Annotated in this window: 39 protein-coding genes and 1 rRNA gene; 2 read left to right on the forward strand and 38 right to left on the reverse strand. The window is 53.2% G+C overall.

The window, feature by feature from the left end; all coding sequences use genetic code 11:
* The 3 genes from PV407_RS09115 to PV407_RS09125 form a co-directional block, all read right to left on the reverse strand.
* Nucleotides 1-77: ribosomal RNA gene (locus tag PV407_RS09115) — 16S ribosomal RNA — on the reverse strand; the annotation flags it as partial.
* A 318-nt stretch (nt 78-395) separates the two neighbouring features.
* Entirely contained in the window at nt 396-611 is a 216-nt protein-coding gene (locus PV407_RS09120) for a hypothetical protein (RefSeq protein ID WP_332089609.1), read from the reverse strand.
* Nucleotides 612-743: 132 nt separating this feature from the next.
* Nucleotides 744-1,355 (reverse strand): stage II sporulation protein M, encoded by a 612-nt coding sequence (locus tag PV407_RS09125; RefSeq protein ID WP_332089610.1) that lies wholly within the window; start codon nt 1,353-1,355, stop codon nt 744-746.
* Nucleotides 1,356-1,507: 152 nt separating this feature from the next.
* Here PV407_RS09125 and pdaB point away from each other — a divergent pair, with 152 nt between their 5' ends.
* Nucleotides 1,508-2,290, forward strand: coding sequence for a polysaccharide deacetylase family sporulation protein PdaB (pdaB, locus tag PV407_RS09130; protein ID WP_332089611.1), 783 nt, complete (start codon nt 1,508-1,510; stop codon nt 2,288-2,290).
* Between the two features lie 114 nt (nt 2,291-2,404).
* Here pdaB and PV407_RS09135 read toward each other — a convergent pair whose 3' ends face one another.
* A complete protein-coding gene (locus PV407_RS09135; RefSeq protein WP_332089612.1) occupies nt 2,405-3,037 on the reverse strand; it encodes a KinB-signaling pathway activation protein in 633 nt (210 codons plus the stop codon).
* A 177-nt stretch (nt 3,038-3,214) separates the two neighbouring features.
* Here PV407_RS09135 and gerD point away from each other — a divergent pair, with 177 nt between their 5' ends.
* Nucleotides 3,215-3,940, forward strand: coding sequence for a spore germination lipoprotein GerD (gerD, locus tag PV407_RS09140; protein ID WP_332089613.1), 726 nt, complete (start codon nt 3,215-3,217; stop codon nt 3,938-3,940).
* Between the two features lie 55 nt (nt 3,941-3,995).
* Here the strand turns inward: gerD and PV407_RS09145 are convergent, their stop codons facing one another.
* The 34 genes from PV407_RS09145 to rplB form a co-directional block, all read right to left on the reverse strand.
* On the reverse strand, nt 3,996-5,075 hold the full coding sequence (locus PV407_RS09145) for an Mrp/NBP35 family ATP-binding protein (RefSeq protein WP_332089614.1): 1,080 nt from the start codon (nt 5,073-5,075) through the stop codon (nt 3,996-3,998).
* Between the two features lie 87 nt (nt 5,076-5,162).
* Nucleotides 5,163-5,903: an N-acetylmuramoyl-L-alanine amidase CwlD gene (gene cwlD, locus PV407_RS09150; RefSeq protein WP_332089615.1), complete on the reverse strand. Its 741-nt coding sequence runs from the start codon at nt 5,901-5,903 to the stop codon at nt 5,163-5,165.
* A gap of 68 nt (nt 5,904-5,971) precedes the next feature.
* Nucleotides 5,972-7,156, reverse strand: coding sequence for a sulfate adenylyltransferase (sat, locus tag PV407_RS09155; RefSeq protein ID WP_332089616.1), 1,185 nt, complete (start codon nt 7,154-7,156; stop codon nt 5,972-5,974).
* Between the two features lie 25 nt (nt 7,157-7,181).
* A complete protein-coding gene (locus tag PV407_RS09160) occupies nt 7,182-7,874 on the reverse strand; it encodes a phosphoadenylyl-sulfate reductase (RefSeq protein ID WP_332089617.1) in 693 nt (230 codons plus the stop codon).
* A gap of 218 nt (nt 7,875-8,092) precedes the next feature.
* Nucleotides 8,093-8,485, reverse strand: a complete 393-nt coding sequence (gene rpsI, locus PV407_RS09165; protein WP_332089618.1) for a 30S ribosomal protein S9 — start codon at nt 8,483-8,485, stop codon at nt 8,093-8,095.
* 19 nt (nt 8,486-8,504) lie between these two features.
* On the reverse strand, nt 8,505-8,942 hold the full coding sequence (rplM, locus tag PV407_RS09170; RefSeq protein ID WP_332089619.1) for a 50S ribosomal protein L13: 438 nt from the start codon (nt 8,940-8,942) through the stop codon (nt 8,505-8,507).
* Nucleotides 8,943-9,109: 167 nt separating this feature from the next.
* Nucleotides 9,110-9,853, reverse strand: a complete 744-nt coding sequence (gene truA, locus PV407_RS09175; protein WP_332089620.1) for a tRNA pseudouridine(38-40) synthase TruA — start codon at nt 9,851-9,853, stop codon at nt 9,110-9,112.
* A gap of 86 nt (nt 9,854-9,939) precedes the next feature.
* Entirely contained in the window at nt 9,940-10,308 is a 369-nt protein-coding gene (gene rplQ, locus PV407_RS09180) for a 50S ribosomal protein L17 (protein ID WP_332089621.1), read from the reverse strand.
* A 37-nt stretch (nt 10,309-10,345) separates the two neighbouring features.
* The gene (locus PV407_RS09185) at nt 10,346-11,290 is read right to left on the reverse strand and encodes a DNA-directed RNA polymerase subunit alpha (protein WP_332089622.1); all 945 of its coding nucleotides are present in this window, start codon (nt 11,288-11,290) and stop codon (nt 10,346-10,348) included.
* Between the two features lie 129 nt (nt 11,291-11,419).
* A complete protein-coding gene (gene rpsK / locus PV407_RS09190; RefSeq protein WP_332089623.1) occupies nt 11,420-11,818 on the reverse strand; it encodes a 30S ribosomal protein S11 in 399 nt (132 codons plus the stop codon).
* A 17-nt stretch (nt 11,819-11,835) separates the two neighbouring features.
* The gene (gene rpsM / locus PV407_RS09195) at nt 11,836-12,204 is read right to left on the reverse strand and encodes a 30S ribosomal protein S13 (protein WP_332089624.1); all 369 of its coding nucleotides are present in this window, start codon (nt 12,202-12,204) and stop codon (nt 11,836-11,838) included.
* Nucleotides 12,205-12,224: 20 nt separating this feature from the next.
* A complete protein-coding gene (gene rpmJ, locus PV407_RS09200) occupies nt 12,225-12,338 on the reverse strand; it encodes a 50S ribosomal protein L36 (RefSeq protein ID WP_022738894.1) in 114 nt (37 codons plus the stop codon).
* 59 nt (nt 12,339-12,397) lie between these two features.
* The gene (gene infA, locus PV407_RS09205; RefSeq protein ID WP_110843848.1) at nt 12,398-12,616 is read right to left on the reverse strand and encodes a translation initiation factor IF-1; all 219 of its coding nucleotides are present in this window, start codon (nt 12,614-12,616) and stop codon (nt 12,398-12,400) included.
* A 2-nt stretch (nt 12,617-12,618) separates the two neighbouring features.
* Nucleotides 12,619-12,987: a KOW domain-containing RNA-binding protein gene (locus PV407_RS09210; RefSeq protein ID WP_332089625.1), complete on the reverse strand. Its 369-nt coding sequence runs from the start codon at nt 12,985-12,987 to the stop codon at nt 12,619-12,621.
* On the reverse strand, nt 12,987-13,751 hold the full coding sequence (gene map, locus PV407_RS09215) for a type I methionyl aminopeptidase (protein ID WP_332089626.1): 765 nt from the start codon (nt 13,749-13,751) through the stop codon (nt 12,987-12,989). The genes PV407_RS09210 and map overlap by 1 nt, the downstream gene beginning before the upstream one ends.
* Nucleotides 13,748-14,401, reverse strand: coding sequence for an adenylate kinase (locus PV407_RS09220; protein ID WP_332089627.1), 654 nt, complete (start codon nt 14,399-14,401; stop codon nt 13,748-13,750). The genes map and PV407_RS09220 overlap by 4 nt, the downstream gene beginning before the upstream one ends.
* Before the next feature lie 52 nt (nt 14,402-14,453).
* Nucleotides 14,454-15,761: a preprotein translocase subunit SecY gene (gene secY / locus PV407_RS09225; RefSeq protein WP_332089628.1), complete on the reverse strand. Its 1,308-nt coding sequence runs from the start codon at nt 15,759-15,761 to the stop codon at nt 14,454-14,456.
* Nucleotides 15,761-16,201, reverse strand: a complete 441-nt coding sequence (gene rplO / locus PV407_RS09230) for a 50S ribosomal protein L15 (protein ID WP_332089629.1) — start codon at nt 16,199-16,201, stop codon at nt 15,761-15,763. The genes secY and rplO overlap by 1 nt, the downstream gene beginning before the upstream one ends.
* Before the next feature lie 71 nt (nt 16,202-16,272).
* Nucleotides 16,273-16,455, reverse strand: coding sequence for a 50S ribosomal protein L30 (gene rpmD / locus PV407_RS09235; RefSeq protein ID WP_332089630.1), 183 nt, complete (start codon nt 16,453-16,455; stop codon nt 16,273-16,275).
* Between the two features lie 13 nt (nt 16,456-16,468).
* A complete protein-coding gene (gene rpsE, locus PV407_RS09240) occupies nt 16,469-16,966 on the reverse strand; it encodes a 30S ribosomal protein S5 (protein ID WP_332089631.1) in 498 nt (165 codons plus the stop codon).
* 18 nt (nt 16,967-16,984) lie between these two features.
* On the reverse strand, nt 16,985-17,353 hold the full coding sequence (gene rplR / locus PV407_RS09245; RefSeq protein WP_332089632.1) for a 50S ribosomal protein L18: 369 nt from the start codon (nt 17,351-17,353) through the stop codon (nt 16,985-16,987).
* 99 nt (nt 17,354-17,452) lie between these two features.
* Nucleotides 17,453-17,995: a 50S ribosomal protein L6 gene (rplF, locus tag PV407_RS09250; protein WP_332089633.1), complete on the reverse strand. Its 543-nt coding sequence runs from the start codon at nt 17,993-17,995 to the stop codon at nt 17,453-17,455.
* A 29-nt stretch (nt 17,996-18,024) separates the two neighbouring features.
* On the reverse strand, nt 18,025-18,423 hold the full coding sequence (gene rpsH, locus PV407_RS09255; protein ID WP_332089634.1) for a 30S ribosomal protein S8: 399 nt from the start codon (nt 18,421-18,423) through the stop codon (nt 18,025-18,027).
* Between the two features lie 34 nt (nt 18,424-18,457).
* Nucleotides 18,458-18,643, reverse strand: a complete 186-nt coding sequence (locus PV407_RS09260) for a type Z 30S ribosomal protein S14 (RefSeq protein ID WP_120751514.1) — start codon at nt 18,641-18,643, stop codon at nt 18,458-18,460.
* A 31-nt stretch (nt 18,644-18,674) separates the two neighbouring features.
* Nucleotides 18,675-19,217 (reverse strand): 50S ribosomal protein L5, encoded by a 543-nt coding sequence (rplE, locus tag PV407_RS09265; RefSeq protein WP_332089635.1) that lies wholly within the window; start codon nt 19,215-19,217, stop codon nt 18,675-18,677.
* Between the two features lie 31 nt (nt 19,218-19,248).
* Entirely contained in the window at nt 19,249-19,602 is a 354-nt protein-coding gene (gene rplX / locus PV407_RS09270) for a 50S ribosomal protein L24 (protein WP_332089636.1), read from the reverse strand.
* A gap of 106 nt (nt 19,603-19,708) precedes the next feature.
* Nucleotides 19,709-20,077 (reverse strand): 50S ribosomal protein L14, encoded by a 369-nt coding sequence (gene rplN / locus PV407_RS09275; protein WP_332089637.1) that lies wholly within the window; start codon nt 20,075-20,077, stop codon nt 19,709-19,711.
* 39 nt (nt 20,078-20,116) lie between these two features.
* Nucleotides 20,117-20,383 carry a 30S ribosomal protein S17 gene (gene rpsQ, locus PV407_RS09280; protein WP_332089638.1) on the reverse strand — a complete coding sequence of 89 codons (267 nt, stop codon included), beginning with the start codon at nt 20,381-20,383 and terminating at the stop codon, nt 20,117-20,119.
* A 24-nt stretch (nt 20,384-20,407) separates the two neighbouring features.
* Nucleotides 20,408-20,605 carry a 50S ribosomal protein L29 gene (gene rpmC / locus PV407_RS09285; RefSeq protein WP_139606334.1) on the reverse strand — a complete coding sequence of 66 codons (198 nt, stop codon included), beginning with the start codon at nt 20,603-20,605 and terminating at the stop codon, nt 20,408-20,410.
* Entirely contained in the window at nt 20,592-21,029 is a 438-nt protein-coding gene (gene rplP, locus PV407_RS09290) for a 50S ribosomal protein L16 (RefSeq protein WP_139606333.1), read from the reverse strand. The genes rpmC and rplP overlap by 14 nt, the downstream gene beginning before the upstream one ends.
* Nucleotides 21,030-21,031: 2 nt before the next feature.
* The gene (rpsC, locus tag PV407_RS09295) at nt 21,032-21,694 is read right to left on the reverse strand and encodes a 30S ribosomal protein S3 (RefSeq protein ID WP_332089639.1); all 663 of its coding nucleotides are present in this window, start codon (nt 21,692-21,694) and stop codon (nt 21,032-21,034) included.
* Between the two features lie 13 nt (nt 21,695-21,707).
* Complete coding sequence (rplV, locus tag PV407_RS09300; protein ID WP_332089640.1) at nt 21,708-22,040, reverse strand: 50S ribosomal protein L22; 333 nt, start codon at nt 22,038-22,040, stop codon at nt 21,708-21,710.
* Between the two features lie 38 nt (nt 22,041-22,078).
* Nucleotides 22,079-22,351 carry a 30S ribosomal protein S19 gene (gene rpsS, locus PV407_RS09305; RefSeq protein ID WP_332089641.1) on the reverse strand — a complete coding sequence of 91 codons (273 nt, stop codon included), beginning with the start codon at nt 22,349-22,351 and terminating at the stop codon, nt 22,079-22,081.
* Nucleotides 22,352-22,390: 39 nt separating this feature from the next.
* Complete coding sequence (gene rplB / locus PV407_RS09310; RefSeq protein ID WP_332089642.1) at nt 22,391-23,221, reverse strand: 50S ribosomal protein L2; 831 nt, start codon at nt 23,219-23,221, stop codon at nt 22,391-22,393.
* Nucleotides 23,222-23,249: the final 28 nt, after the last annotated feature.

The raw sequence follows: 23,249 nt of genomic DNA on the forward strand, positions 1-23,249 counted from the left end.
CGAAAGGTCCGCTCGACTTGCATGTATTAGGCACGCCGCCAGCGTTCGTCCTGAGCCAGGATCAAACTCTCCAATAAGGTGTTGCTTATTAGATGAGCCGATTTGCTCATTACTTGACTAGCTTGTTGTGGTCTCGCTAGAGACCGCACTTGCACGCTCGTTGTTCAGTTTTCAAGGAGCAAAATCATAGTACAGTCGGCTTTTAAAACTCATCCGCACCATTCAGTGCCGATTAGCGACGACCTCTTAAATATATCATACTCACTCGGTCGAATGCAAGCTTTTTTTTCGAGAAAACCTTCAAAAGCTTGTCCGCTCAAGCTTTGCCGCCGATGTCGCGAAAGTTACTTTAACATATTCCGTTTCCTAAAGTCAAGCCTGCAAGCAAATTAATTTTAATAATTTTGATTTCGCGCGTACCGCGATAGATCTTTCGGCGAAGCGAGTCTCGCATACATGCGAAACACGACTTTGTACCGGGATTCGATCGCTTTGCGGACTTCGGTTTCCAAGCGGTGGTCTTTCAGGTCGAACAGCATCTCGTCGAGCTCTTTGCGCAGCACATAACCGAGTTCTTTGCATTCTCTTTGATTGAACAAAAATCCGAGCATAGTAAAGTTAGGCGCCCCCTGTAATGAAGTCGGTAACCGCCGGATGCCGGTTATCGTCACCGCTTTACTGTTATGCTCACAATTTGCCAATTTTATGATGCCCCGGCTGCAAAACGATCCAATTTTTTTTAATCACTTCCGAATCAGCCAAGGCGTTACGGTGCTTTCCACGATCGCCGCCGCAAGCAGCGTGACGACCAGCAGCCCGATCAGCGGCACGGACACCTTCATAAACCGGCTCCATTCGGCGGCGAACGCTTGCCGTCCCTGGCTGCTCGGCAGACGAAGAAATCCTTTGCCCACAATGGCGCCCAGCTTGATGCCGTAGGCGCACGCGATGACGATCGCCGGAATTTCCAAAACGCCGTGCGGCAAAATGCCTTTAAGGAAAAAACCGAGTTCGCCGGCTTGCGCCTGCAGGCTGGCCAAGTAGCCGATAACCATGCCGTTGATGAGCAGGAAGAACAGCGGCAGCACGCCGAACAAAGCGCCGGCGAATATAATCAGGATCGATTTCAAGGCGTTGTTCAAAAAAATGAAGCCGAACAGCCATAGCATCGAATGGTCTTTGACGGCGATCGATTGCGCCAGCTGCCGCAGCCCCTCGACCTGACTTTGCAGTATCGCCTCGAAGCGCGCCGAATCGGCATAGCCGAGCGCCACTCCGGCAATAAAAACAAGTGCCGAAGCGATGAAGTAGTTAGGCATTTCCTTAAAATGCGCAAACAACGACTTTAACGTCATTCTCAATAATACCTCCCGAATCGCAGCAGTTTGTCCGTAAATACGAGCATAACATTTCGGTACGAGCATACATTTTACTATAAACCATAACCAAGCCCTTTCGCGAGTCGAAGCCCGGATGTGAAAGGAATCCAAGGAGGTATCGAATTGCCGTGAACTTCTTTTATGTCATGAACGGCACGAAGCTGAAGCGCTATATGATCGTGTTCATTGCCGTTTTATTCGCAATTGGAATCGTTTATTCCGAAAGCGGCAATATTACGGTATTCTCGCAAAACGAACCGGCCGCCATTTACAGCGTAGAGACGGACAAAAAAGTGATCGCCCTCACGTTCGACATCAGCTGGGGCGACAAGCGGGCCGAACCGATCTTGAAAATTTTGGAGGAAAAAGGGGTCAAAAAAGCGACGTTTTTCCTATCTTCCCCCTGGAGCCAGCAGCATCCCGAAATCGTCCAAAAAATCGTCAAGGGCGGCTGGGAAATCGGCAGCCACGGCCATAAGCACGTCAACTACAGCAAGCTGAGCGACGAAGAAATCCGCGAGCAAATCCAGACCGCTGACGGCATTTTGAAGCAGGTGACCGGCCAAAATCCGAATTTGATTCGTTTGCCGAACGGCGATTTCGACAAAAGGGTGCTGCGGATCGCAAACGAGCTGAATTATAAAGTGATCCAATGGGATACCGACTCGCTCGATTGGATGAACAAGGGCGTGGCCAATATCGTAAACCGCGTGGTCACGAAGGCGCATCCCGGCGACATCGTATTGATGCATGCCAGCGATACGTGCACGCAAACCCACGAAGCGCTTCCGACCATTATCGACGAGCTTCGCGCCAAAGGCTACGAATTCGTAACGGTCAGCGAGCTTCTGCAGCAAACGTCGGTCGATCACAAAGAAGCCGAGCGTTCAACAAGCGGCAAAATTTATTAAGAAGTGACGCGGCCCTTTGAAGCAAAGGTAAAAAAAAGAGCTAGCGGCTAGCTCTCCATCGTCGAATCGAATCATCGAACGAACGGCCCCGAATCGGTCCGCTGCGATAAAGGCTCACGTAGCCTTCGGCGACGCTTCGGGGTTGTTTCGTGCCGGCAGCAGCCGATGCAGCAGCATAATTTGCCATGCATTGCAAGCAAGCAGCGGTACAACCATAATAACCGTATGGGCGGCCTCGTTCAGATTGAATGCCGGGATCGCCTCCAAGATCGTAACGACGCACATAAAAAACAAAGTCGGAATCCGCGCGTTGCGATTCGTTTCTTTCACTTTCCAGTACGTCACCGCGATCGATACGAGCAAAATAAAGACGGGAAGCAGCACATACTGAATCCAGCCGTTCGCGCCCCCCTGACCGGCGGCGCCGATATAGCGCAAATACACGATATCGAATAGCGCGATGATAATAAGGACGACCTGCAAAATGTCCCAATAGAGCAGTTTCCCGCGAAACAAGCTCATGGCGACATACCGAACCGTCAAATAAGCGAAAAATCCCATTTCGCTAAGAACGGCGATCATTCCTGCGCCGAACAGCATAAACAGCCATTCATACCAACCGACCGAGATTCCGAGAAAATTGAAATCGGGAACGATCAGTTTGACCGCTATGCTCGTTATCATCCCGATCGCGGTTCCGATCAATAAAGTGGTCCAAAACAAATAACTCCACTTTTTTAACGTCAACGTCCAACCCCTCCAGCATGCCCTTCCCTTTATGGAACAATTCTAGGCCTATTATAGTCAATAATACCAAGGCGGACAACAAAAAGCGAACGCGGAAAAACCAAAGTTCTCCGAACATAAAGCACCTTCCGAGTACAAATACTATGCGCAAACCACATGAAGGGAGCAGGCAGCACCATGAACTGGAAAAGAGTTCGCGGGATTTCCGCTTTGCTGCTGTTGCCATTATTGATTTCTTGCGGGGGCGGCGGTTCTCCTGAAGGCGGCAATGCTGCCGGATATAAAGATACAAAATCGATGGTTCTCGATATTTTAAAATCCGACGACGGCAAAAAGGCCATCAAGGAAGCGTCCAAACAGGGCGACGAATCGGCGACCGGCTTGCTTCAAGCGAAATCGGCGCAAAGCGGCGGCGCCGCCGGCGGCAAAATCCAAATGCTGTCCGAGCAGGACGCACAGCAGCTGCAAGTGATGGTCAAGGATGTCCTTACCGGGGACGGCAGCGACAAAATGCTGAAGGCGATGATGACCGACCCGAAGTTCGCCGGCGATTTCGCCAAGGCGCTCCAGAAAGAAAACAAGCAGCTGCAAAAAGATTTGATGAAGGATCCGGAATATCAGAAGCAAATGCTGGAACTGATGAAAAATCCCGATTTTGAAAAAATGATGATGGATACGATGAAAGGCACGCAGTATCGCCAGCAAATCATGACCGTCATGCAAGAAGCATTGCAAAGCCCGCTTTATCGGCTGGAGCTTATGCAGCTGCTGAAGAAGGTCATGGAGGAAGAGGCTCAGCCGAAAGGCCAAGGTCAAGGCGGCGGCAAACAGCAAGGAAAGCAAGGCGGCAAGGGCGGCGAAGACCAAAAGCAGGGCGGCGGCGGTCAAGAACAGTCCAGCTGACGGCGCGCAAAAAGGACCGGCCCGTTGGGGCCGGTCCTTATCGTTCGACATTCTTTCATTCGCAGCTGCGGATGACCGCTTCCGCGACTTCCAAATACATTTGCCCCGTTTCCGTTTCCGCCTTGTATACCGAAGGCGAATAATCCGGTTCGGCCGGATGATTGTCCGGCGCTCCGAGCGGGATTTGCGCGAGCAATTGCGTATGAAGCTCTTCGGCCAGCTTGGCGCCTCCGCCCCGTCCGAATACATAATCTTTATGTCCGCATTGCCCGCAAGCGTAGTACGCCATATTTTCGACAATGCCGATAATGTCGTGGTTCGTATGAACGGCCATGGCTCCGGCGCGAGCGGCTACGAAAGCGGCGGTGGCGTGCGGCGTCGTCACGATGATTTCCTTGCTCTGCGGAATCATTTGATGCACGTCGAGCGCGACGTCGCCCGTTCCCGGCGGAAGGTCGAGCACCATGTAATCGAGCCCGCCCCATTCGACCTCGCCGAAAAAGTTTCGCAGCATTTTGCCCAGCATCGGTCCGCGCCAAATGACGGGTGCGTTGTCCTGAACGAAAAAGCCCATGGACATCACTTTAACGCCGAACCGCTCGATCGGTTGTATGAGCTGATCGACGATTTGCGGCCGATCCTCGATTCCCATCATATCCGGCACGCTGAAGCCGTAAATGTCGGCGTCGATAATGCCGACCTTTTTCCCTTTTCGGGCCAGCGCCACGGCCAAATTGACCGCCACGGTCGATTTCCCGACGCCGCCCTTGCCGCTCGCGATGGCGATGAACGTCGTGCGCGATTGCGCGCCGAGCAAATCGGTCGGAGTCGCTTTCGCGGGCTGCGGCTCCTGCCCAGCGGCGTTCCGCTTTTTGGACGCTTCCTCTTTTTCATAATCGGACATGGCGCGGAAGCGGATATGCACGTCCGCTGCGCCTTCCTGCCGAAGCGCTTCCGTAATATCCCGACGCAGCTCTTTTTTCCGCTCTTCATCGTCGCTGGAGAGTAGAACGCTCAGGGCGACCCCGCTTTCCTTCACCATGACGTCTTTGATCATATTCAATTCGACCATGCTTATTCCGTATACCGGATCCTGCAAATGGCGAAGCTTCTCCAGCACTTGTTCCCGGTTCATGTCGACGGCCTCCCGTAACGCGATATCGAATCTCCGAGTATTATAGCACATGTCCGGTTACAGGATGAAATCGCGTTCCGGCCCGCCTTATTCCCCGGCGGCAAAACGGACGATTCCGCGGTAAATCGCTTCGGCCACTTTTTTCTGATACACGGAATCGGCCATGAGCCGCGCCTCCTCGGGGTTGGACAAAAAGCCGACTTCGACCAAAACCGCGGGGATCGGCAAAGCCTTCAACAAGTAAAATTGCTCTTCCGTCTTCGGCACGCGGTCGGTATTGTTCAGCGAAGTGCGAATTTCGTTCTGGATCGATTCGGCAAGCCGTTTCCCTTCGGCGTTGGACGGGTAATAAAACGACTGCGCCCCCCTCCATTTGCTCGACGGGATGCTGTTCAGATGAATGCTGATCGACATGTCCGCTTTTTGCTTCCGGATCAATTCGACTCGGCTGAGCAAGTCTTCCGTCTTTCGCTTGCTGTACCCTTTCGTCCCATCGCCGGCCAAATCGCGGTCGTCCTCCCGGGTCATGATCACCAGAGCGCCCGCTTGCTGCAAATAATCGCGCAAATATAGCGAAATGGCCAAGTTTACTTCTTTCTCGATCAGCCCTTCCTTGCTGACCGCTCCGCCATCGGGCCCGCCGTGGCCGGCGTCGACGGCGATCACTCTGCCGGACAAAGGCATCGTCCAATACGACCAGGTTCGAGTCGACGGCAGTTCGTACATGAACAAAAAGATCATGAGCATGACGAGCGCAGCGGACATGACCAGCTTCATGATCCCGTTCGTGTTCAGCCATACGACGATACGCGCCCTTCGTTTCCGCATAACAAAATCCACCCCAGTTCCGGAAGACTTCTCTTAGAAATCTTATGGACAGGGGTGAACAATTATACCTATGGATTGGACGAAGGCACAAGCTGATCGGACATGCCCTCGATCAGCACTTTCGCCACTTCCGGCCGCGTAAATTCGGCAGGCGGGCAAATGCCTTCCCGCAGCATCGCCCGCACTTTCGTGCCGGACAGATGCATATGATGCGATTTGTCATGCGGACACGTTTTGCTCGTACCCATGTTGCCGCACTTCGTACAGAAGAAGCTGTGCTCGAAGAAGAGCGGCGTAATGCCCAAATCTTCGGCGCTAAAGTTTTTGAATATTTCCTGCGCCTCGTACGTGCCGTAATAATCGCCTACGCCCGCATGATCGCGGCCGACGATAAAATGGGTACAGCCGTAATTTTTGCGCACGAGAGCGTGGAATATCGCTTCGCGCGGCCCGGCGTAACGCATGGCGGCCGGGAATACGCCCAAAAACGTGCGATGCTTCGGATAATAGTTTTCCAACAGCACGAGATAGCTTCTCATGCGGACGTCGGCGGAAATATCGTCGGATTTTGTCTCCCCGACGAGCGGATTGAGGAACAATCCGTCGACGATCTCCATCGCCGTCTTCTGGATATATTCGTGGGCCCGGTGTACCGGATTGCGCGTTTGGAAACCGACGACCGTTTTCCAGCCGTTTTGCGCGAACCGTTTGCGCGTCTCCGCCGGGTCGAAATAAAATTGTTGGAACTTGTTCGGCTTCGGACGATTGACCACTTGAATCGGACCGCCGACATACGTTTTCGAACGGGCGAACAGCTTTTGCACGCCGGGATGCTCCAAATCGTCGGTTTTGAACACTTTAACCGCTTCTTCGCGCTGATCGACCTGATAAATGCTGCGAATTTCCAGAACGCCGTAGACGACCTGGTCTTCCGCACCGACGAGCGCCACTTTCTCGCCGATCAGCAAACGTCCGGCCAACGTTTCCTCGACCGGCAGCACGATCGGGATGCTCCAAACGGTTCCGTCGGCCAATCTCATTTTGTCGAGCACCGAACGGTAGTCTTTCTCCTCCATAAATCCCGTTAGCGGCGAAAAAGCGCCGATGCCGATCAATTCCAGATCGGAAACGGTCCAGGCGTTCACCGGTATTTGCTGCCAGTTCGCGGCTTCCTGGAGCAGCTTGTCGCGCTCCTCGCCCGTCGCCACTCGATTGATTAACGTCCCGCCGTGAGGCTTAATCGTTTCGGTCATTGGTATCGATCCTCCGCTTTGCTCCTTATTTGTGCAGCCCGCATTCCGTCTTCTCGAAGCCCGACCAGCGCCCCGCCCGCGGATCTTCGCCCGGCATCACTTGACGGGTGCATTTCTCGCAGCCGATGCTCGGGTAATGCTGGTCGTGCAGCGGGTTATAGATCAACTGATGTTCGCGGATATAAGTCCATACGTCTTCGGACGTCCAGTTCGCAATCGGGTTAAACTTGACGAGGCCGAATTTGACGTCGTATTCGATCTTTTTGGCGTTGGCGCGCGTCGGCGCCTGGTCGCGGCGGATACCGGTAATCCACGCGTCGTATTTGCCCAAAATCGACGTGAGCGGCTCGACTTTGCGAATGTTGCAGCATTCGTTCGGGCTTGACTTCCACAGCTCGTCGCCGTGCCGTTCCGCCTGCTCCGCAAGCGTCAGCTTCGGGCTCACCCGAATGAATTTCAGACCGTAGCGCGCTTCGAGCCGGTCGCGAGTTTCGTACGTTTCTTTGAAGTGAAGGTCGGTATCGAGGTAAAAAATATCGGTAGACGGCGAAACCTTCTGCAATATATCGACAAGCACGACGTCTTCGGCCCCGAAGCTGCAGGCGAACGTTATGTTCGGAAACCGCTCGACTGCCCAGCCGATTATGTCCTCGGGGGATTGCGATTCCAATGTTTCGGCCGCATCGCGTATTAGCGCTTCTTTTTCAAGCAAGTTCATTCGTATGATCCTCCTTGGTTTATTTCCGAGTTAGTTTATATGAATTCATGTATATAACCCATTATAAAGTTAATTTATGGAGTGTCAATAGGAACTGTAATGAACGCTGCCAAAAAATTAGGCACAACACTATTGTATGGCAAAACCGCCCGTTGGTGAAAAAGAAAAAAACCTTTCCCGCGTATACGGAAAAGGTTTTGTCGTCGTACCCCGTACGATTAACGTTTGGAAAACTGTGGCGCACGGCGGGCTGCTTTCAAGCCGTACTTTTTACGTTCTTTCATGCGCGGATCGCGAGTCAGGAAGCCTGCGCGCTTCAACGAACCGCGGTATTCCGGATCGGCTTTGAGCAGTGCGCGGGAAATGCCGTGGCGAATCGCGCCCGCTTGTCCCGTCGTGCCGCCGCCGTTTGCAATAACGATTACGTCGTATTTGCCTACCGTCTCGGTCAGCGCAAGCGGCTGCTTCACGATCAGCTTGAGCGTCTCCAGACCGAAGTATTCGTCGAGCGGACGATTATTGATAACGATTTGGCCTTCGCCCGGTACGAGACGTACGCGCGCTACGGAGTGTTTCCGACGGCCGGTTCCATAGTATTGAACTTGTGCCATGAACAGGTCCTCCCTCTAATTATCCGCGAAGTTGCCAAACTTCGGGTTGCTGTGCTTGATGCGGGTGCTCCGAGCCGGCGTATACTTTCAATTTCGTTTTCAGCGCGTCGCCCAAACGGTTTTTGGGCAGCATGCCGAATACGGCCAATTCGATCATGCGCTCAGGCTTCGTATTCAGCATTTCTTGAGCCGTCGTCGTTTTCAAACCGCCTTGATATTGCGAGTGGCGGTAATATTTTTTTTGCAGCAGCTTTTTGCCGGTCAGTTGAACCTTGTCGGCGTTAATGATAATGACGAAATCTCCGGTATCGACATGCGGAGTGAATTCCGGTTTCGTCTTGCCGCGCAAAATCGAAGCGGCTTCGCTGGCCATACGTCCGAGCGTTTGACCGGCGGCATCGATAATGTACCATTTCTTCTCAACTTGACCTGGCTTCGCCATATATGTGGTACGCATTCGCATTGTCCTCCTAAATGAATCTCCATAAACACAAGCATTTTCAAGTGATCGTAGGGCCAATCTTCGTTTCCACGACGCGGGGCGTGGGATACCCGTCGTGAAAAGCCAAGTTTTATAATACAACATTTCCGGGTGTGGCGCAAGTCGAATATTCGCGCGGTTCGCTAGTAGACGACATCCCAAAGCATCAATCCGTGCGGCATCGCCGTCGGGCCGGCCCGCGAACGGTTTTTGGCGGCCAGTATGCCGCTCATCTCCGACGCGCTGCGCTTGCCTTCGCCGATTTGCAGAAGAGTGCCGACGATTATCCGAACCATATGCTGCAAAAATCCGTTGCCGGTTATATAAATATGAATAACTCCCGGGGATTGCGGCTCCTGGACGATGTCGGCCTCGTAAATCGTCCGCACGTGCGAAGGCTTGGTTGACTTGACGGAGCAAAACGAAGTGAAGTCGTGTTCGCCAACGAGCGTCCGGAGCGCATGGCGCATCGCTTCCACGTCGAGCGGAGTCGGATGATGAAATTGCAAATGTCGCTGGAACACGTCCGGGATGCGATTGTTATTGATCGTATACCGATACGTTTTTCGCTTGGCCCATCTGCGCGCGTGGAAATCCGGATCCGCCATACGCGCCTCCAGAATGCGAATGTCCGGAGGCAGACGCGAATTGAGCGCGAATGCCCACCGCTCAAGCGGGATGGAGGACGCGGTAATAACATTGACGATTTGTGCCCTGGCGTGTACGCCCGCATCGGTTCGTCCCGACGAGGTGATGATGACGTTCTCTCCCGTGAGCTGCCCGATCGCCGCTTCGAGCCGGTCTTGAATCGTATTCCCGCCCGGTTGGGACTGGAAACCGTAATAGGCGGTTCCATCGTAACATACGGTCATGACGATATTTCTCATTTAAAAACGATCCACCCTCACCTTGCCAAGACAAAAAAAGGGCTTCAGCAGAATCAACGATTCTGTCCACCCTTTCAGCCGGTCGATTAAGCTCGATCTACCAGTTCCAAATAAACAAGCGGAGCTGCATCGCCGCGACGAGGCCCAAGCTTCAAAATGCGCGTATAACCGCCCGGACGTTCCGAATAACGGGTTGCGAGTTCGGAAAACAGCTTCTGAATCGCATCGTTCTCCGAGCCTTCCAGTTGTTCGCGACGTACGAACGCAGCCGCTTGACGACGGGCATGCAGATCGCCGCGCTTCGCCAGCGTAATCAGTTTTTCCGCGATCGAACGAACTTCTTTCGCCTTCGCTTCGGTAGTCTGAATGCGCTCGTATAGGAACAGGTCGGTTACCATGTCACGAAACAACGCCTTGCGCGCGCTCGTGTCGCGACCCAATTTTTGGTATGCCATGTGTCATTCCCCTCCTTCTGGTAGTCCATCAAAAGCATCAATCTTCCGCGCGCAAGCCGAGCCCGAGCTCTTCCAGCTTCTCTTGAACTTCCTCCAAAGACTTGCGGCCCAAGTTGCGCACCTTCATCATGTCTTCTTCGGTTTTCGTGATGAGCTCCTGCACGGTATTGATGCCCGCACGTTTCAAGCAGTTGTAGGAACGCACCGAAAGATCGAGTTCTTCGATGGTCATTTCCAACACTTTTTCTTTCTTGTCTTCTTCTTTTTCAACCATGATTTCCGCATCTTTCGCTTCGTCGGTCAAACCGACGAACAGCATCAGATGCTCGGTCAAAATTTTCGCGCCGAGGCTGACGGCTTCTTCCGGTCGAACACTTCCATCGGTCCACACTTCGAGGGTAAGTTTGTCGTAGTTCGTGACTTGACCGACACGGGTGTTTTCGACGCTGTAGTTGACGCGGGAGATCGGCGTATAGATCGAGTCCACCGGGATTACTCCGATCGGTTGGTCCTCTTTCTTGTTCCGATCGGCCGGTACGTAGCCTCTGCCGCGGCCCGCGTGAATGCGCATATGCAATCTCGCGTCGGAGGCAAGCGTCGCGATATGCAAATCCGGGTTAAGGATTTCCACATCGCTGTCGGCGCGAATATCGCCCGCAACGACGTTGCCTTCGCCTTCGGCGTCGATCTCCAGTACCTTTTCCTCGTCCGAATGGATTTTCAGAGACAATCCTTTCAAATTCAGGATGATCTCCGTCACATCCTCCACAACGCCCGGCACCGTCGAAAACTCGTGCAGCACCCCGTCGATTTGAACCGAATTGACAGCCGCGCCCGGCAACGAAGAAAGCAGGATGCGGCGCAAGGAGTTTCCGAGCGTTGTGCCGTATCCGCGCTCCAGCGGTTCGATCACGAACTTGCCGTATTTCCCGTCTTCGTCTAGTTCAACGGTTTCGATTTTTGGCTTTTCAATTTCGATCATGAACTTAACCCTCCTTAAAAACGTCGTTTCCCTCTGGATTCCCCGCAAACGCAAAAAGGTATAGTATGCCTATCGTCCACAACCATTATTCACATGTTTCGGATATTTATACTATAGGAACCACTGCAATCAGACACGACGACGTTTCGGCGGACGGCAACCGTTGTGCGGAACCGGAGTAACGTCTTTGATCAGGTTAACTTCGAGACCTGCGGCTTGAAGCGAACGGATCGCGGCTTCGCGGCCTGCGCCCGGTCCTTTGACCATCACTTCTACGGCTTTCATCCCGTGCTCCATAGCGCCTTTCGCTGCGGATTCGGCAGCCATTTGGGCAGCGTACGGGGTGCTTTTGCGAGAGCCCTTGAAGCCCAGGTTGCCTGCGCTCGCCCAGGAAATCGCATTGCCGTGCGGATCCGTAATCGTTACGATCGTATTGTTGAACGTCGAACGAATATGAGCCACGCCGGATTCGATATTTTTGCGATCACGACGTTTGGTCCGTGCCGCTGCTTTTTTAGGTTTAGCCATGAGAGTTATCCCCCCTATTATTTCTTCTTATTCGCTACGGTACGACGAGGACCTTTACGGGTACGAGCGTTCGTTTTGGTGCGTTGACCGCGAACCGGCAAACCGCGACGATGACGAATGCCGCGATAGCAGCCGATTTCGACCAGCCTCTTGATGTTCAGGGCGATTTCACGGCGAAGGTCGCCTTCCACCTTTTGCGTTTTGTCGATGTTCTCACGGATTTTGCTTACTTCGTCCTCCGTCAGGTCGCGAACGCGAGTGTTCGGATTAACGCCGGTTTCGGCGAGAATTTTTTGGGAAGTCGTTTTGCCGATCCCGAAAATGTACGTCAGCGCGATTTCCACGCGTTTGTCACGGGGCAAGTCTACTCCAGCTATACGAGCCATTTGGGTTCGTGCACCTCCTTTTAACCTTGTTTTTGTTTATGCTTCGGATTTTCGCAAATGACCATGACGGCGCCTTTGCGACGAATAACTTTGCATTTTTCGCAGATCGGTTTGACCGACGGTCTGACCTTCATGATTATTACCTCCTGAGAGCTTTCCGTAAGAAAGCTTCTTCGTAAGCGTTGCTTGACGTTTATTTGAACCGATACGTGATCCGGCCTCTGCTCAAATCGTAAGGCGACAACTCGACTGTAACTTTGTCTCCGGGCAAAATGCGGATGAAGTGCATCCGGATTTTCCCCGAAACGTGAGCCAGTACTTGATGTCCGTTTTCGAGCTCCACCTTGAACATCGCGTTCGGGAGAGGTTCGATTACTTTGCCTTCTACCTCGATTACATCTTCTTTGGCCACGGTCATTCTCCTTTCTCATGCGCTTCGGCTTGCACGCGTCGCAAATAGTTGCCGAGCGCGAAACGAAGCTTTCCGTTGGTTACGCGCCCCGTCTCCAAAATACTGTTGGCTACCTCGCCGCTCACTTCGGGGAGCAGCTCGAGATGAAGCAAGTTTTTCTTTTTCGGTCCGTCGAACTTGCGCTTGCTGCCGTCGGCAATCGCTACGAATCGATCGTCGATGATCCGGACGATAACAGCGTATTTCTCCTGCTCGCGCCCGCGGAGCACCTTTACGATTCTCCCGATTTCCGGTGTCAGCGCCTGCCCGCCGTTGCCCGAAATCGCAACGTCTGAAGGCGAATGACCGGAATTGGAATTCGCAACGTACATCAGGCTTCACCTATCCTATCGGATTTGGTCAATATTTCGAAACCGTCAGAAGTGATCGCGATCGTATGCTCGAAATGCGCGCATAACGAGCCGTCTACCGTAACGACCGTCCAATTGTCCTCAAGCGTCCGCACGTACCGCTCGCCAGCCGTAACCATCGGTTCGACGGCAAGCACCATGCCCGCTTTCAGACGCGGTCCGCGTCCCGGCATCCCGTAATTCGGAATTTCCGGTTCCTCATGCAAGTTTTGACCGATTCCGTGCCCCGCATACTCGCGCACGATCGAAAAACCTTCCTCCTCTACGCATGCCTCGATGGCGTGCGAGATAGTGTACAGGCGGACATCCGCTTTCGCCATTGCCAGTCCGGCATACAGCGAACGCTCCGTCACTTCAAGCAGCTTGCGGGCGGTCTCGTCGACCTTGCCCACCGGATACGTCCAGGCCGAATCGCCATGGTATCCCCGATACTGCGCTCCGATATCGATGCTAACGATGTCGCCTTCCTTCAGCTTTCTGTCGCCGGGAAATCCGTGAACCAGTTGTTCGTTGACCGAAGCACAGATGCTGGCAGGAAAACCGTTATAACCTTTAAAAGATGGTACAGCGCCTTGACTGCGAATAAACGTCTCCGCGATATGATCCAATTCCCTTGTTGTAATGTCGGGCTGAACTGCCTTGGCCATGAGCCGATGCGTTTCCGCAACGATCCGGCCGGCTTCCCGCATAATCTGCAGTTCAGCGTCTGACTTACAAATGATCATCGAGTTTTACCCCGCAGCAAGGAAGCAATGTCCGACGTCACTTTGTCGATATCTTGCTCGCCGTCTACCTCGCGTACCAAATCCTTTTTCCCGTAATACTCGAGAAGCGGCGCCGTCTTGTTCGTATACTCGTCCAAGCGGGTGCCGACTTTCTCTTCCGTATCGTCCGGACGCTGGTAAAGCTCACCCGAGCATTTATCGCAAACGCCCTCGACTTTAGGAGGGTTGAACAACACATGGTAGCTGGAGCCGCAAGATTTGCAGACGCGCCGTCCGGTCAAGCGGCCGAGCAGCAGATCGCGGTCGACCTTCAAATCGATCACGTGATCGATCCGTTTCCCCATATCGGCGAGCATTCCGTCGAGCGCTTCCGCCTGCGCGATCGTTCTCGGATACCCGTCGAGCAAAAACCCGTTGTCGCAATCCGATTTCTCCAAACGTTCTCTGACGATGCCGTTCGTAATTTCGTCCGGTACGAGCAAGCCTTGGTCGACGAACTTTTTCGCTTCGACGCCCATCGGAGTGCCTTCGCGCATGGCCGCCCGAAAAGCGTCGCCGGTCGAAATGTGCGGAACGCGGAACTCGTCGACGATGCGTTCGGCCTGCGTCCCTTTGCCGGCCCCCGGTGGTCCCATGAAAAGAATATTCAAAATACGCACCCTCTTCTTGGATGTTTCCGCTGGCGAAAACGTCCTACATGCGTTATTTATTGATAAACCCTTTGTAGTGGCGTTTGATCAGCTGGCTTTCGACCTGCTTCATCGTCTCCAGAGCGACCCCGACTACGATCAGAAGCGAAGTGCCGCCGATCGTCACTTGCTGGGGAAGACCTGCCAGATTGGTGAAAAACACCGGCAAAATCGAAATAAGCGCCAAGAATATCGCGCCGGACAACGTAATGCGAGTCATAACGCGAGTCATATAAGTCGCAGTCGGTTTACCCGGACGAATACCCGGGATATACCCCCCGTTTTTCTTCATCTGATCCGCCATCTGAACCGGATTGATTTGCACGAACGTGTAAAAGTAAGTGAAACCGATAATCAACAGGACGTACAGCACCATGCCGAGCGCGGCGGTGTAGGACAAATTGTTGATAATCCAGTCCGCTACGACGTTTCCGCGCCAAAACTGGGCGATCGTCGGCGGAAATACGAGCAGCGAAGAAGCGAAGATTACCGGGATAACCCCAGCGGCATTGACTTTGAGCGGAATGTGCGTCGATTGGCCGCCGTACATTTTGCGACCGACGACGCGCTTCGTATACTGCACCGGAATTTTGCGAACGCCTTGCTGAACATAGATGACGCCGACCACGATCGCCACGATGACGAGCACGATGATCAGCACTTTCAAAACGTTCAGGAACACGGTTCCCTCGGCCGATTCGGCGAACATGTTCAAATAGATCATGTTGATGCCGTTCGGAATCGAGGCGATAATTCCGGCGAAAATGATGATCGAAATCCCGTTGCCGATGCCGTGCTCGGTAATTTGCTCGCCGAGCCACATCAGGAAGGCGGTGCCCGCCGTCAACACGATGGCGATCAGCAAATACGTCGTAAATCCGGGGTCGGTCACAAGCTGCATGCCGTACAACCGGTTAAATCCGAAAGCAACGCTGTAAGCTTGAATCAAGCCGAGCACGATCGTACCGTAACGGGTAATCTGCGACAGCTTCTTTCGGCCGACCTCGCCTTCTTTCGCCCATTGCGCAAACCGGGGAATGACGTCCATCGACAACAGCTGCACGATGATCGACGCTGTGATGTACGGCATAATCCCCAATGCGAAAATAGAAAACTGGAACAAGGCGCCGCCGGAAAAAGTGTTCAGCAAGCCGAACACGCCGCCGCTGCTCGATTGATCGATGCTCTTCAGTATTTCCGAATCGATGTTCGGCACCGGGATAAAAGCGCCGATTCGGTACACGATCAGGAGGAGAAGAGTAAAGATGATTCTTCTTCTCAGATCTTGTACCTTCATGATGTTGGACAGCGTCTTGAACATCAAATCACCTCGGTTTTACCGCCGGCAGCCTGGATCTTTTCGACGGCAGATTCAGAGAACTTATTCGCTTTAACTGTCAGACCGACAGTAAGCTCGCCGTTACCCAAAATCTTGATACCGTCTTTCGGGTTTTTCACTACACCCGATTGCAAAAGCAGTTCCGGAGTGACTTCCGTTCCCGCCGCGAATTGATTCAGCTCGCTCAGGTTGACAATCGCGTATTCCGTACGGAACGGATTGTTAAAGCCGCGTTTAGGCAAACGACGATACAGAGGGTTTTGTCCGCCTTCGAAGCCCAGGCGAACGCCGCCGCCGGAGCGTGCGTTTTGACCTTTGTGACCTTTACCTGAAGTTTTGCCGTTTCCGCTTCCGATCCCGCGACCTACACGATTGCGAGTTTTTTTCGAACCCGGTGCAGGTGAAAGTTCGTGTAACTTCATGGTAGCACCTCCTCAACAAGTTTGTTAAAACGAACCGGAACGTCCGTTGTTATGCGAATGGTACGTTGTTCTTACACTTCTTTCACTTCAACCAAGTGACTGACTTGGTTGATCATGCCGCGAATCGACGGCGCGTCGTTATGAACGACCGTCTGATGGAGCTTCCGCAAACCGAGCGTTCTAACGGTTACGCGTTGGCTTTCCGGGCGGCCGATCAAGCTGCGCTTGAGGGTGATTTGCAATTGGTTGGCCATGGCGTTTCCCTCCTTAACCGAGAAGCTCTTCAACCGTTTTGCCGCGAAGCTTAGCTACTTCCTCAGCCCGCTTCAAACGTTGCAAACCTTCCAAAGTCGCATTCACCATGTTGATGGAATTGGAAGATCCGAGCGATTTCGTCAAAATGTCGCCGACGCCGGCCAGTTCCAAAACAGCGCGAACCGGGCCGCCGGCAATAACTCCCGTACCTTTCGAAGCAGGCTTGAGCAATACCCGGCCGGCTCCGAATTGACCGATTACTTGATGCGGAATCGTGGTGCCTACGATCGGTACGTGGATCAAGTTTTTCTTCGCGTCTTCGATGCCTTTGCGGATCGCGTCCGGCACTTCCGCCGCTTTGCCGATGCCGGCGCCTACCCAACCGTTGCCGTCGCCTACGACGACAAGTGCGCTAAAGCTGAAACGGCGTCCGCCCTTTACTACTTTCGCAACGCGGTTCAGGTTAACCAGCTTTTCCTTCAAATCCAATGTATTGGGATCTACACGCAAGTCGTTTACCTCCTTCGATTAGAACTCGAGCCCTGCTTCGCGGGCTGCGTCAGCGAGCGCTTGAACGCGTCCGTGGTACAAATAACCGCCGCGGTCGAAAACCACTTTGTCGATGCCTTTCTCTTTCGCGCGTTTCGCGACGAGGGCGCCGACCTTTTGAGCCGCGTCGATGTTGCCGCCGTTCTCGATTTGTTCTTTCAGTTCTTTATCCTGCGTCGATGCGGAAGCGAGCGTTACGCCGTTCACATCGTCGATGAGCTGTGCGTACATGTGCTTGGAGGAACGGAAAATATTCAAACGCGGACGATCGTGCGTGCCCTTGATCTTTTTGCGCACGCGCAGATGTCTTTTCTGGCGGGCCTTGTTCTTGTCGGCTTTCGTAATCATCGGGTGTTCACTCCTTCCTTTCTGCCAAGAAGCCTTAAGATGCGCCTCTTAGTCGATTAAGCGATCCTAGCCGGATCGGGCGGCCGGAAGCCGAATGGCTTACTTCTTCTTGCCGGCTTTGCCTTCCTTGCGAAGAATGCGTTCGTTTTCGTACTTGATGCCTTTGCCTTTGTACGGCTCCGGCTCGCGAACGGAACGTACTTTCGCCGCCGTTGCGCCGACAAGCTCCTTGTCGATGCCTTTTACGATAATTTTCGTGTTCGACGGAACGTCGAATTCGATGCCGTTTTCCGGAACGATCTCGACCGGATGGGAGTAGCCGACGTTCAATACGAGCTTGTTGCCCGCTTTGTTGGCGCGGTAACCGACGCCTACGAGGTCGAGCGCTTTCGAGTAGCCTTCCGTTACGCCGCTCACCATGTTGTTGATGACGCTGCGGGTCGTACCGTGAAGGGACCGGTGCAGTTTGTTGTCGGAAGGACGTTCGACGTTGATAACGCCGTCTCCTACGACGACTTTCATATCTTTATGGAGTTCGCGGCTCAGCGTTCCTTTCGGACCTTTGACCGTGATAACCGTGTTATCCAGAGAAACATTTACCCCAGCCGGGATGGCGATGGGTTTACGACCAATACGAGACATCGTTGCACCTCCTTCTTACGCGATGTAGATTACCATACGTAGCAAATCACTTCGCCGCCGGATTTCGCCTGGCGAGCTTCTTTGTCGCTCATTACGCCCTTGGAAGTGGACAGGATGGCGATTCCGAGACCGCCGAGCACTTTCGGCACTTCCTGGCTTTTCGCGTATACGCGCAGCCCCGGTTTGCTGATGCGTTTCAGGCCGGTGATGACGCGTTCTTGATTCGGGCCGTATTTCAGAAACATACGGATGATCCCTTGCTTGCTGTCTTCGATATATTCAGCGTCGCGGATAAAGCCCTCTTTCTTCAAAATCTCGGCGATTTCTCTTTTGATTTTCGAAGCGGGAACTTCTACCGTTTCATGACGCACGACGTTTGCATTGCGAATGCGCGTAAGCATATCTGCAATTGGATCTGACATAACCATTAGTTGCAAACCTCCTTCCTAAAAGACGGGTTGTTTACCAGCTTGCTTTCTTGACGCCAGGAATTTGACCTTTATAAGCCAATTCACGGAAACAGATACGGCAAATTTTGAACTTGCGCAACACGGAATGCGGACGACCGCAGCGTTCGCAGCGCGTATAAGCTTGCACTTTGAATTTCGGCTTGCGTTGCTGCTTAATGATCATCGAAGTTTTTGCCACTGTTACACCTCCGAACTGTAGATTTCCGATCTTATTTCACGAACGGCATCCCGAGTTGTTCGAGCAGCTCGCGAGATTCTTCGTCCGTTTTGGCAGTCGTGACGATAACGATGTCCATACCGCGTACTTTCTCTACTTTGTCATACTCGATTTCCGGAAAAATGAGCTGTTCCTTGATCCCGAGCGTGTAGTTGCCGCGTCCGTCGAAAGCTTTCTTCGACACGCCGCGGAAGTCCCGTACGCGCGGAAGCGCGATGTTGAACAGCTTGTCGAGGAAGTAGTACATCCGGTCGCCGCGAAGCGTTACTTTGACCCCGATCGGCATGTTCTCGCGCAGCTTGAAGCCTGCGATCGATTTTTTCGCCCGGGTGACGACAGGCTTTTGACCTGCGATAATTTGCAAGTCGCCCACGGCCGTGTCGATCACTTTCGAGTTGCCTACCGCGTCGCCGACGCCCATGTTGATGACGACTTTCTCGATTTTCGGAACTTGCATCACGGTCGTATAGTTAAACTTCTGCATGAGAGCAGGAGTCACTTCGTTCAAGAAACGATCTTTCATTCTAGTTGCCATTCAGAATGGACCTCCTTTCCTAACGGGTTAATTAGTCGATCACTTCGCCCGATTTTTTCGCTACGCGCACTTTTTTGCCGTTCTCCAGCACTTTGTAGCCGACGCGGGTCGGTTGACCGCTTTTCGGATCGAGCAGCATGACGTTGGACGCGTGAATCGGCGCTTCCTGGTTCAAAATTCCGCCCTGCGGGTTTTGCTGGTTCGGCTTCTGATGCTTCTTCACCATGTTCACGCCTTCGACGAGAACGCGGTTTTCGCGAGGATAAGCGGCGATGACGCGGCCTTTTTTGCCTTTATCTTTGCCGGTAATGACGATTACCGTATCTTCTTTTTTCACATGAAGCTTGTTGTTGTGCGACTCAAGCTGTTTTTTCGCTTTCGGCATGTTCGTTACACCTCCAATACTTGCCCCCGACCTTGGAGCGCTGCATCAAACGCCATTCGATCCGGCGCCGTCCGGGGATCCCAATTAGCTGAACTGGCCGGTCCGATCAGATGACTTCCGGTGCCAGGGAGACGATCTTCATAAAGTCTTTGTCGCGAAGCTCGCGAGCGACCGGGCCGAAAATACGGGTTCCGCGCGGGCTCTTGTCGTCTTTGACGATAACGGCCGCATTTTCGTCGAATCGGATATAGGAACCGTCTTTACGACGGGTAGACCGTTTCGTGCGTACGATAACCGCTTTGACTACGTCGCCTTTCTTGACAACGCCGCCTGGTGTTGCTTCTTTCACGGAGCAGATGATCAGATCGCCGATTGCTCCTACGCGACGGCCCGTACCGCCAAGAACGCGAATGCACATCAGCTGCTTGGCGCCGGAATTGTCGGCGGAATTCAGTCGTGTAAATGGTTGGATCATCGGAGTGCCCTCCTTTCAAATGTGTATGCTGCGTCCGATTTATACAAGAATCGCTTTCTCGACGACTTCCACGAGACGGAACCGTTTGTCTTTCGACAGCGGGCGAGTCTCCATGATTTTAACCGTATCGCCGATTTTCGCTTCGTTGTTTTCGTCGTGCGCCTTGAATTTTTTCGTATATTTGATCCGCTTGTGGTACAAGCTGTGCTTCTTGTAAGTCTCAACGGCGACAACGATCGTTTTGTCCATCTTGTCGCTCACGACTTTGCCGATCTGCACTTTGCGTTCGTTGCGTTGTTGTTCCATCGATTGCCCTCCTCTCTAAATGTTTCAGCTAATCCCGAGTTCTCGTTCACGAATTACCGTCTTCGCGCGGGCAATCTCCTTGCGAAGCTCACGAAGTCGAATCGGATTGTCCAGTTGGCCCGTCGCCAATTGAAAACGGAGGTTGAACAACTCTTCCTTAAATCCGGAAATCTTTTGCTCGATTTCAGCAGTGGTCAGGTTGCGAAATTCACTGGCTTTCATTTGCTTCACCACCCACTTCTTCTCGTTTCACAAATTTCGTCTTGATCGGGAGCTTGTGGGAAGCAAGACGCATCGCTTCACGCGCGATTTCTTCGCTCACCCCGGCCAGTTCGAACAAAATTTTACCCGGCTTTACAACGGCTACCCATTTCTCGACGTTACCTTTACCGCTACCCATCCGAACCTCAAGCGGCTTTTGCGTAATCGGCTTGGAAGGGAAAATTTTAATCCATACTTTACCGCCCCGCTTGATGTAACGGGTCATGGCGATACGCGCTGCCTCGATTTGGCGGTTCGTTACCCATGCCGGCTCGAGCGCCTGCAAGCCGTATTCGCCGAACGCGATGTCCGTGCCGCCTTTGGCGCGGCCTTTCATCTTGCCGCGTTGTTCTTTGCGGTGTTTGACGCGTTTAGGCAACAACATGATCAGTTTCCTCCTTCCTGAACATCCTTTTTCTTCGCTGCCGGAAGAACTTCGCCGCGATAGATCCAGACTTTAACGCCGATCCGTCCGTAAGTCGTATGTGCTTCCGCCGTACCGTAGTCGATATCCGCCCGAAGCGTATGAAGAGGCACCGTACCTTCGCTGTAGCTTTCGCTCCGCGCGATTTCCGCGCCGCCGAGACGACCGCTTACGCCGGTTTTGATCCCTTTCGCCCCCGCTCTCATCGTCCGTTGAATCGCTTGCTTCATCGCGCGGCGGAACGAAATGCGGCGTTCCAGCTGTTGAGCGATGCTTTCGGCGACTAAAATCGCGTCGAGCTCCGGATTTTTGATTTCGGCAATGTTGATATGAACCTTTTTGCCGGACATGGCAGAGATGTGATTGCGGATCACTTCGACTTCCGCGCCGCCTTTGCCGATGACCATACCGGGCTTGGCCGTATGAATCGTGACGTTGACGCGGTTAGCCGCACGTTCGATATCGATATGCGAAACAGCCGAGTCTTTCAGCTTGTTTTTCAAATATTCGCGAATTTTGACGTCTTCCATCAGCAGCGTGCCGAATTCTTTGTCGGCATACCATTTGGATTCCCAATCGCGGATAACACCAATTCTAAGTCCAACCGGGCTTACCTTTTGACCCACACTTTATCCCTCCTTATTTTTCAGATACCACGAGCGTGATGTGGCTGGTCCGTTTCAAAATTTTGAACGCCCGTCCTTGCGAACGCGGACGAATCCGTTTCAGCGTCGGACCTTGGTTCACGTAAGCTTCCGAAACAACCAATTTGTTAGGGTCGAGCGAAAAGTTGTGCTCGGCGTTCGCAATCGCCGAGTTGAGCAATTTTTCCACGACCGGAGAAGCGGAACGCGGCGTGTTGCGCAAAATCGCGACGGCGTCGCCCACTTTCTTGCCCCGAATCAAGTCGATCACGAGTCGCACTTTACGAGGAGCGATGCGAATGTGGTTCGCATGTGCCTTTGCTTGCATGGAAGTACCTCCTCTCAAACATACGGTATATTCGTCAATTACCGTTTACCGGTTTTCTTGTCGTCGTCATGCCCTTTGTACGTACGAGTCGGCGCGAATTCGCCGAGCTTATGTCCGACCATATCTTCCGTTACATAAACCGGTACGTGCTTTCTGCCGTCATATACGGCGAACGTATGTCCGATGAATTGCGGGAAAATGGTCGAGCGGCGCGACCAAGTTTTGATGACCGTTTTCTTTTGTCCGACGGCCTCTACTTTTTTCAGCAAGTAATCGTCCACAAAAGGTCCTTTTTTCAAACTGCGGCCCATTTCCGAATCCTCCTTTCATCCAAAACGAGACGTCCGTCCTTACTTCGTGCGGCGACGGATAATGTACTTGTTGGACGCTTTTTTCTTCTTGCGCGTTTTGTATCCGAGCGTCGGTTTGCCCCATGGCGACATCGGCGATTTGCGTCCGATCGGAGCGCGGCCTTCGCCACCGCCGTGAGGGTGATCGACCGGGTTCATGACGACACCGCGAACGGTCGGGCGTTTGCCGAGCCAGCGGCTGCGTCCCGCTTTACCGATGTTGATCAGCTCGTGGTCTTCGTTGCCCACGGTACCGATCGTAGCGCGGCATACTTTCAAAATGCGGCGCATTTCGCCGGAAGACAACCGGATCGAAACGTACTCGCCTTCCTTACCGAGCAGCTGTGCGCCTGCGCCTGCAGCGCGTACCAATTGGCCGCCTTTGCCCGGCTTCAGCTCGATATTGTGGATGACGGAACCGACCGGGATGTTCTCGAGCGGAAGAGCGTTGCCGATTTTGATATCCGCATCCGGACCGGAAAATACCGTATCGCCGACCTTCAGCCCTTTCGGCGCGAGGATGTACCGCTTTTCTCCGTCCGCATAGTTGATCAGCGCGATGTTCGCCGTACGGTTCGGATCGTATTCGATAGTAGCAACGCGTCCTGGTATTCCGTCCTTGTTGCGCTTGAAGTCGATGATCCGATATTTGCGTTTATGTCCGCCGCCTTGGTGACGAACGGTAATTTTGCCTTGATTGTTACGACCGGCTTTCCCTTTAAGCGGAGCAAGCAAGGACTTCTCCGGCTGGGAGGCCGTAATCTCTTCGAATGTAGAAACCGTCATTTGCCGTTTGGACGGCGATGTCGGCTTAAACGATTTGATAGGCACGCTGTTTTCCCTCCTTGCCTCTATTTAC

The sequence above is a fragment of the Paenibacillus sp. GYB003 genome (genome assembly GCF_036577625.1).
Taxonomy (GTDB): domain Bacteria; phylum Bacillota; class Bacilli; order Paenibacillales; family NBRC-103111; genus Paenibacillus_AB.

Excerpts from the sequence above, each read along its gene's own strand:
- PV407_RS09120 (WP_332089609.1), bottom strand. The coding sequence starts at position 611 with ATGCTCGGATTTTTGTTCAATCAAAGAGAATGCAAAGAACTCGGTTAT.
- PV407_RS09125 (WP_332089610.1), bottom strand. The coding sequence starts at position 1,355 with ATGACGTTAAAGTCGTTGTTTGCGCATTTTAAGGAAATGCCTAACTAC.
- gerD (WP_332089613.1), top strand. The coding sequence starts at position 3,215 with ATGAACTGGAAAAGAGTTCGCGGGATTTCCGCTTTGCTGCTGTTGCCA.
- PV407_RS09145 (WP_332089614.1), bottom strand. The coding sequence starts at position 5,075 with ATGAACCGGGAACAAGTGCTGGAGAAGCTTCGCCATTTGCAGGATCCG.
- cwlD (WP_332089615.1), bottom strand. The coding sequence starts at position 5,903 with ATGCGGAAACGAAGGGCGCGTATCGTCGTATGGCTGAACACGAACGGG.
- sat (WP_332089616.1), bottom strand. The coding sequence starts at position 7,156 with ATGACCGAAACGATTAAGCCTCACGGCGGGACGTTAATCAATCGAGTG.
- PV407_RS09160 (WP_332089617.1), bottom strand. The coding sequence starts at position 7,874 with ATGAACTTGCTTGAAAAAGAAGCGCTAATACGCGATGCGGCCGAAACA.
- rpsI (WP_332089618.1), bottom strand. The coding sequence starts at position 8,485 with ATGGCACAAGTTCAATACTATGGAACCGGCCGTCGGAAACACTCCGTA.
- rplM (WP_332089619.1), bottom strand. The coding sequence starts at position 8,942 with ATGCGTACCACATATATGGCGAAGCCAGGTCAAGTTGAGAAGAAATGG.
- truA (WP_332089620.1), bottom strand. The coding sequence starts at position 9,853 with ATGAGAAATATCGTCATGACCGTATGTTACGATGGAACCGCCTATTAC.
- rplQ (WP_332089621.1), bottom strand. The coding sequence starts at position 10,308 with ATGGCATACCAAAAATTGGGTCGCGACACGAGCGCGCGCAAGGCGTTG.
- PV407_RS09185 (WP_332089622.1), bottom strand. The coding sequence starts at position 11,290 with ATGATCGAAATTGAAAAGCCAAAAATCGAAACCGTTGAACTAGACGAA.
- rpsK (WP_332089623.1), bottom strand. The coding sequence starts at position 11,818 with ATGGCTAAACCTAAAAAAGCAGCGGCACGGACCAAACGTCGTGATCGC.
- rpsM (WP_332089624.1), bottom strand. The coding sequence starts at position 12,204 with ATGGCTCGTATAGCTGGAGTAGACTTGCCCCGTGACAAACGCGTGGAA.
- rpmJ (WP_022738894.1), bottom strand. The coding sequence starts at position 12,338 with ATGAAGGTCAGACCGTCGGTCAAACCGATCTGCGAAAAATGCAAAGTT.
- PV407_RS09210 (WP_332089625.1), bottom strand. The coding sequence starts at position 12,987 with ATGTACGTTGCGAATTCCAATTCCGGTCATTCGCCTTCAGACGTTGCG.
- map (WP_332089626.1), bottom strand. The coding sequence starts at position 13,751 with ATGATCATTTGTAAGTCAGACGCTGAACTGCAGATTATGCGGGAAGCC.
- secY (WP_332089628.1), bottom strand. The coding sequence starts at position 15,761 with ATGTTCAAGACGCTGTCCAACATCATGAAGGTACAAGATCTGAGAAGA.
- rplO (WP_332089629.1), bottom strand. The coding sequence starts at position 16,201 with ATGAAGTTACACGAACTTTCACCTGCACCGGGTTCGAAAAAAACTCGC.
- rpmD (WP_332089630.1), bottom strand. The coding sequence starts at position 16,455 with ATGGCCAACCAATTGCAAATCACCCTCAAGCGCAGCTTGATCGGCCGC.
- rplR (WP_332089632.1), bottom strand. The coding sequence starts at position 17,353 with ATGATTACGAAAGCCGACAAGAACAAGGCCCGCCAGAAAAGACATCTG.
- rplF (WP_332089633.1), bottom strand. The coding sequence starts at position 17,995 with ATGTCTCGTATTGGTCGTAAACCCATCGCCATCCCGGCTGGGGTAAAT.
- rpsH (WP_332089634.1), bottom strand. The coding sequence starts at position 18,423 with ATGGTTATGTCAGATCCAATTGCAGATATGCTTACGCGCATTCGCAAT.
- rplE (WP_332089635.1), bottom strand. The coding sequence starts at position 19,217 with ATGGCAACTAGAATGAAAGATCGTTTCTTGAACGAAGTGACTCCTGCT.
- rplX (WP_332089636.1), bottom strand. The coding sequence starts at position 19,602 with ATGCCGAAAGCGAAAAAACAGCTTGAGTCGCACAACAACAAGCTTCAT.
- rplN (WP_332089637.1), bottom strand. The coding sequence starts at position 20,077 with ATGATCCAACCATTTACACGACTGAATTCCGCCGACAATTCCGGCGCC.
- rpsQ (WP_332089638.1), bottom strand. The coding sequence starts at position 20,383 with ATGGAACAACAACGCAACGAACGCAAAGTGCAGATCGGCAAAGTCGTG.
- rpmC (WP_139606334.1), bottom strand. The coding sequence starts at position 20,605 with ATGAAAGCCAGTGAATTTCGCAACCTGACCACTGCTGAAATCGAGCAA.
- rplP (WP_139606333.1), bottom strand. The coding sequence starts at position 21,029 with ATGTTGTTGCCTAAACGCGTCAAACACCGCAAAGAACAACGCGGCAAG.
- rplV (WP_332089640.1), bottom strand. The coding sequence starts at position 22,040 with ATGCAAGCAAAGGCACATGCGAACCACATTCGCATCGCTCCTCGTAAA.
- rpsS (WP_332089641.1), bottom strand. The coding sequence starts at position 22,351 with ATGGGCCGCAGTTTGAAAAAAGGACCTTTTGTGGACGATTACTTGCTG.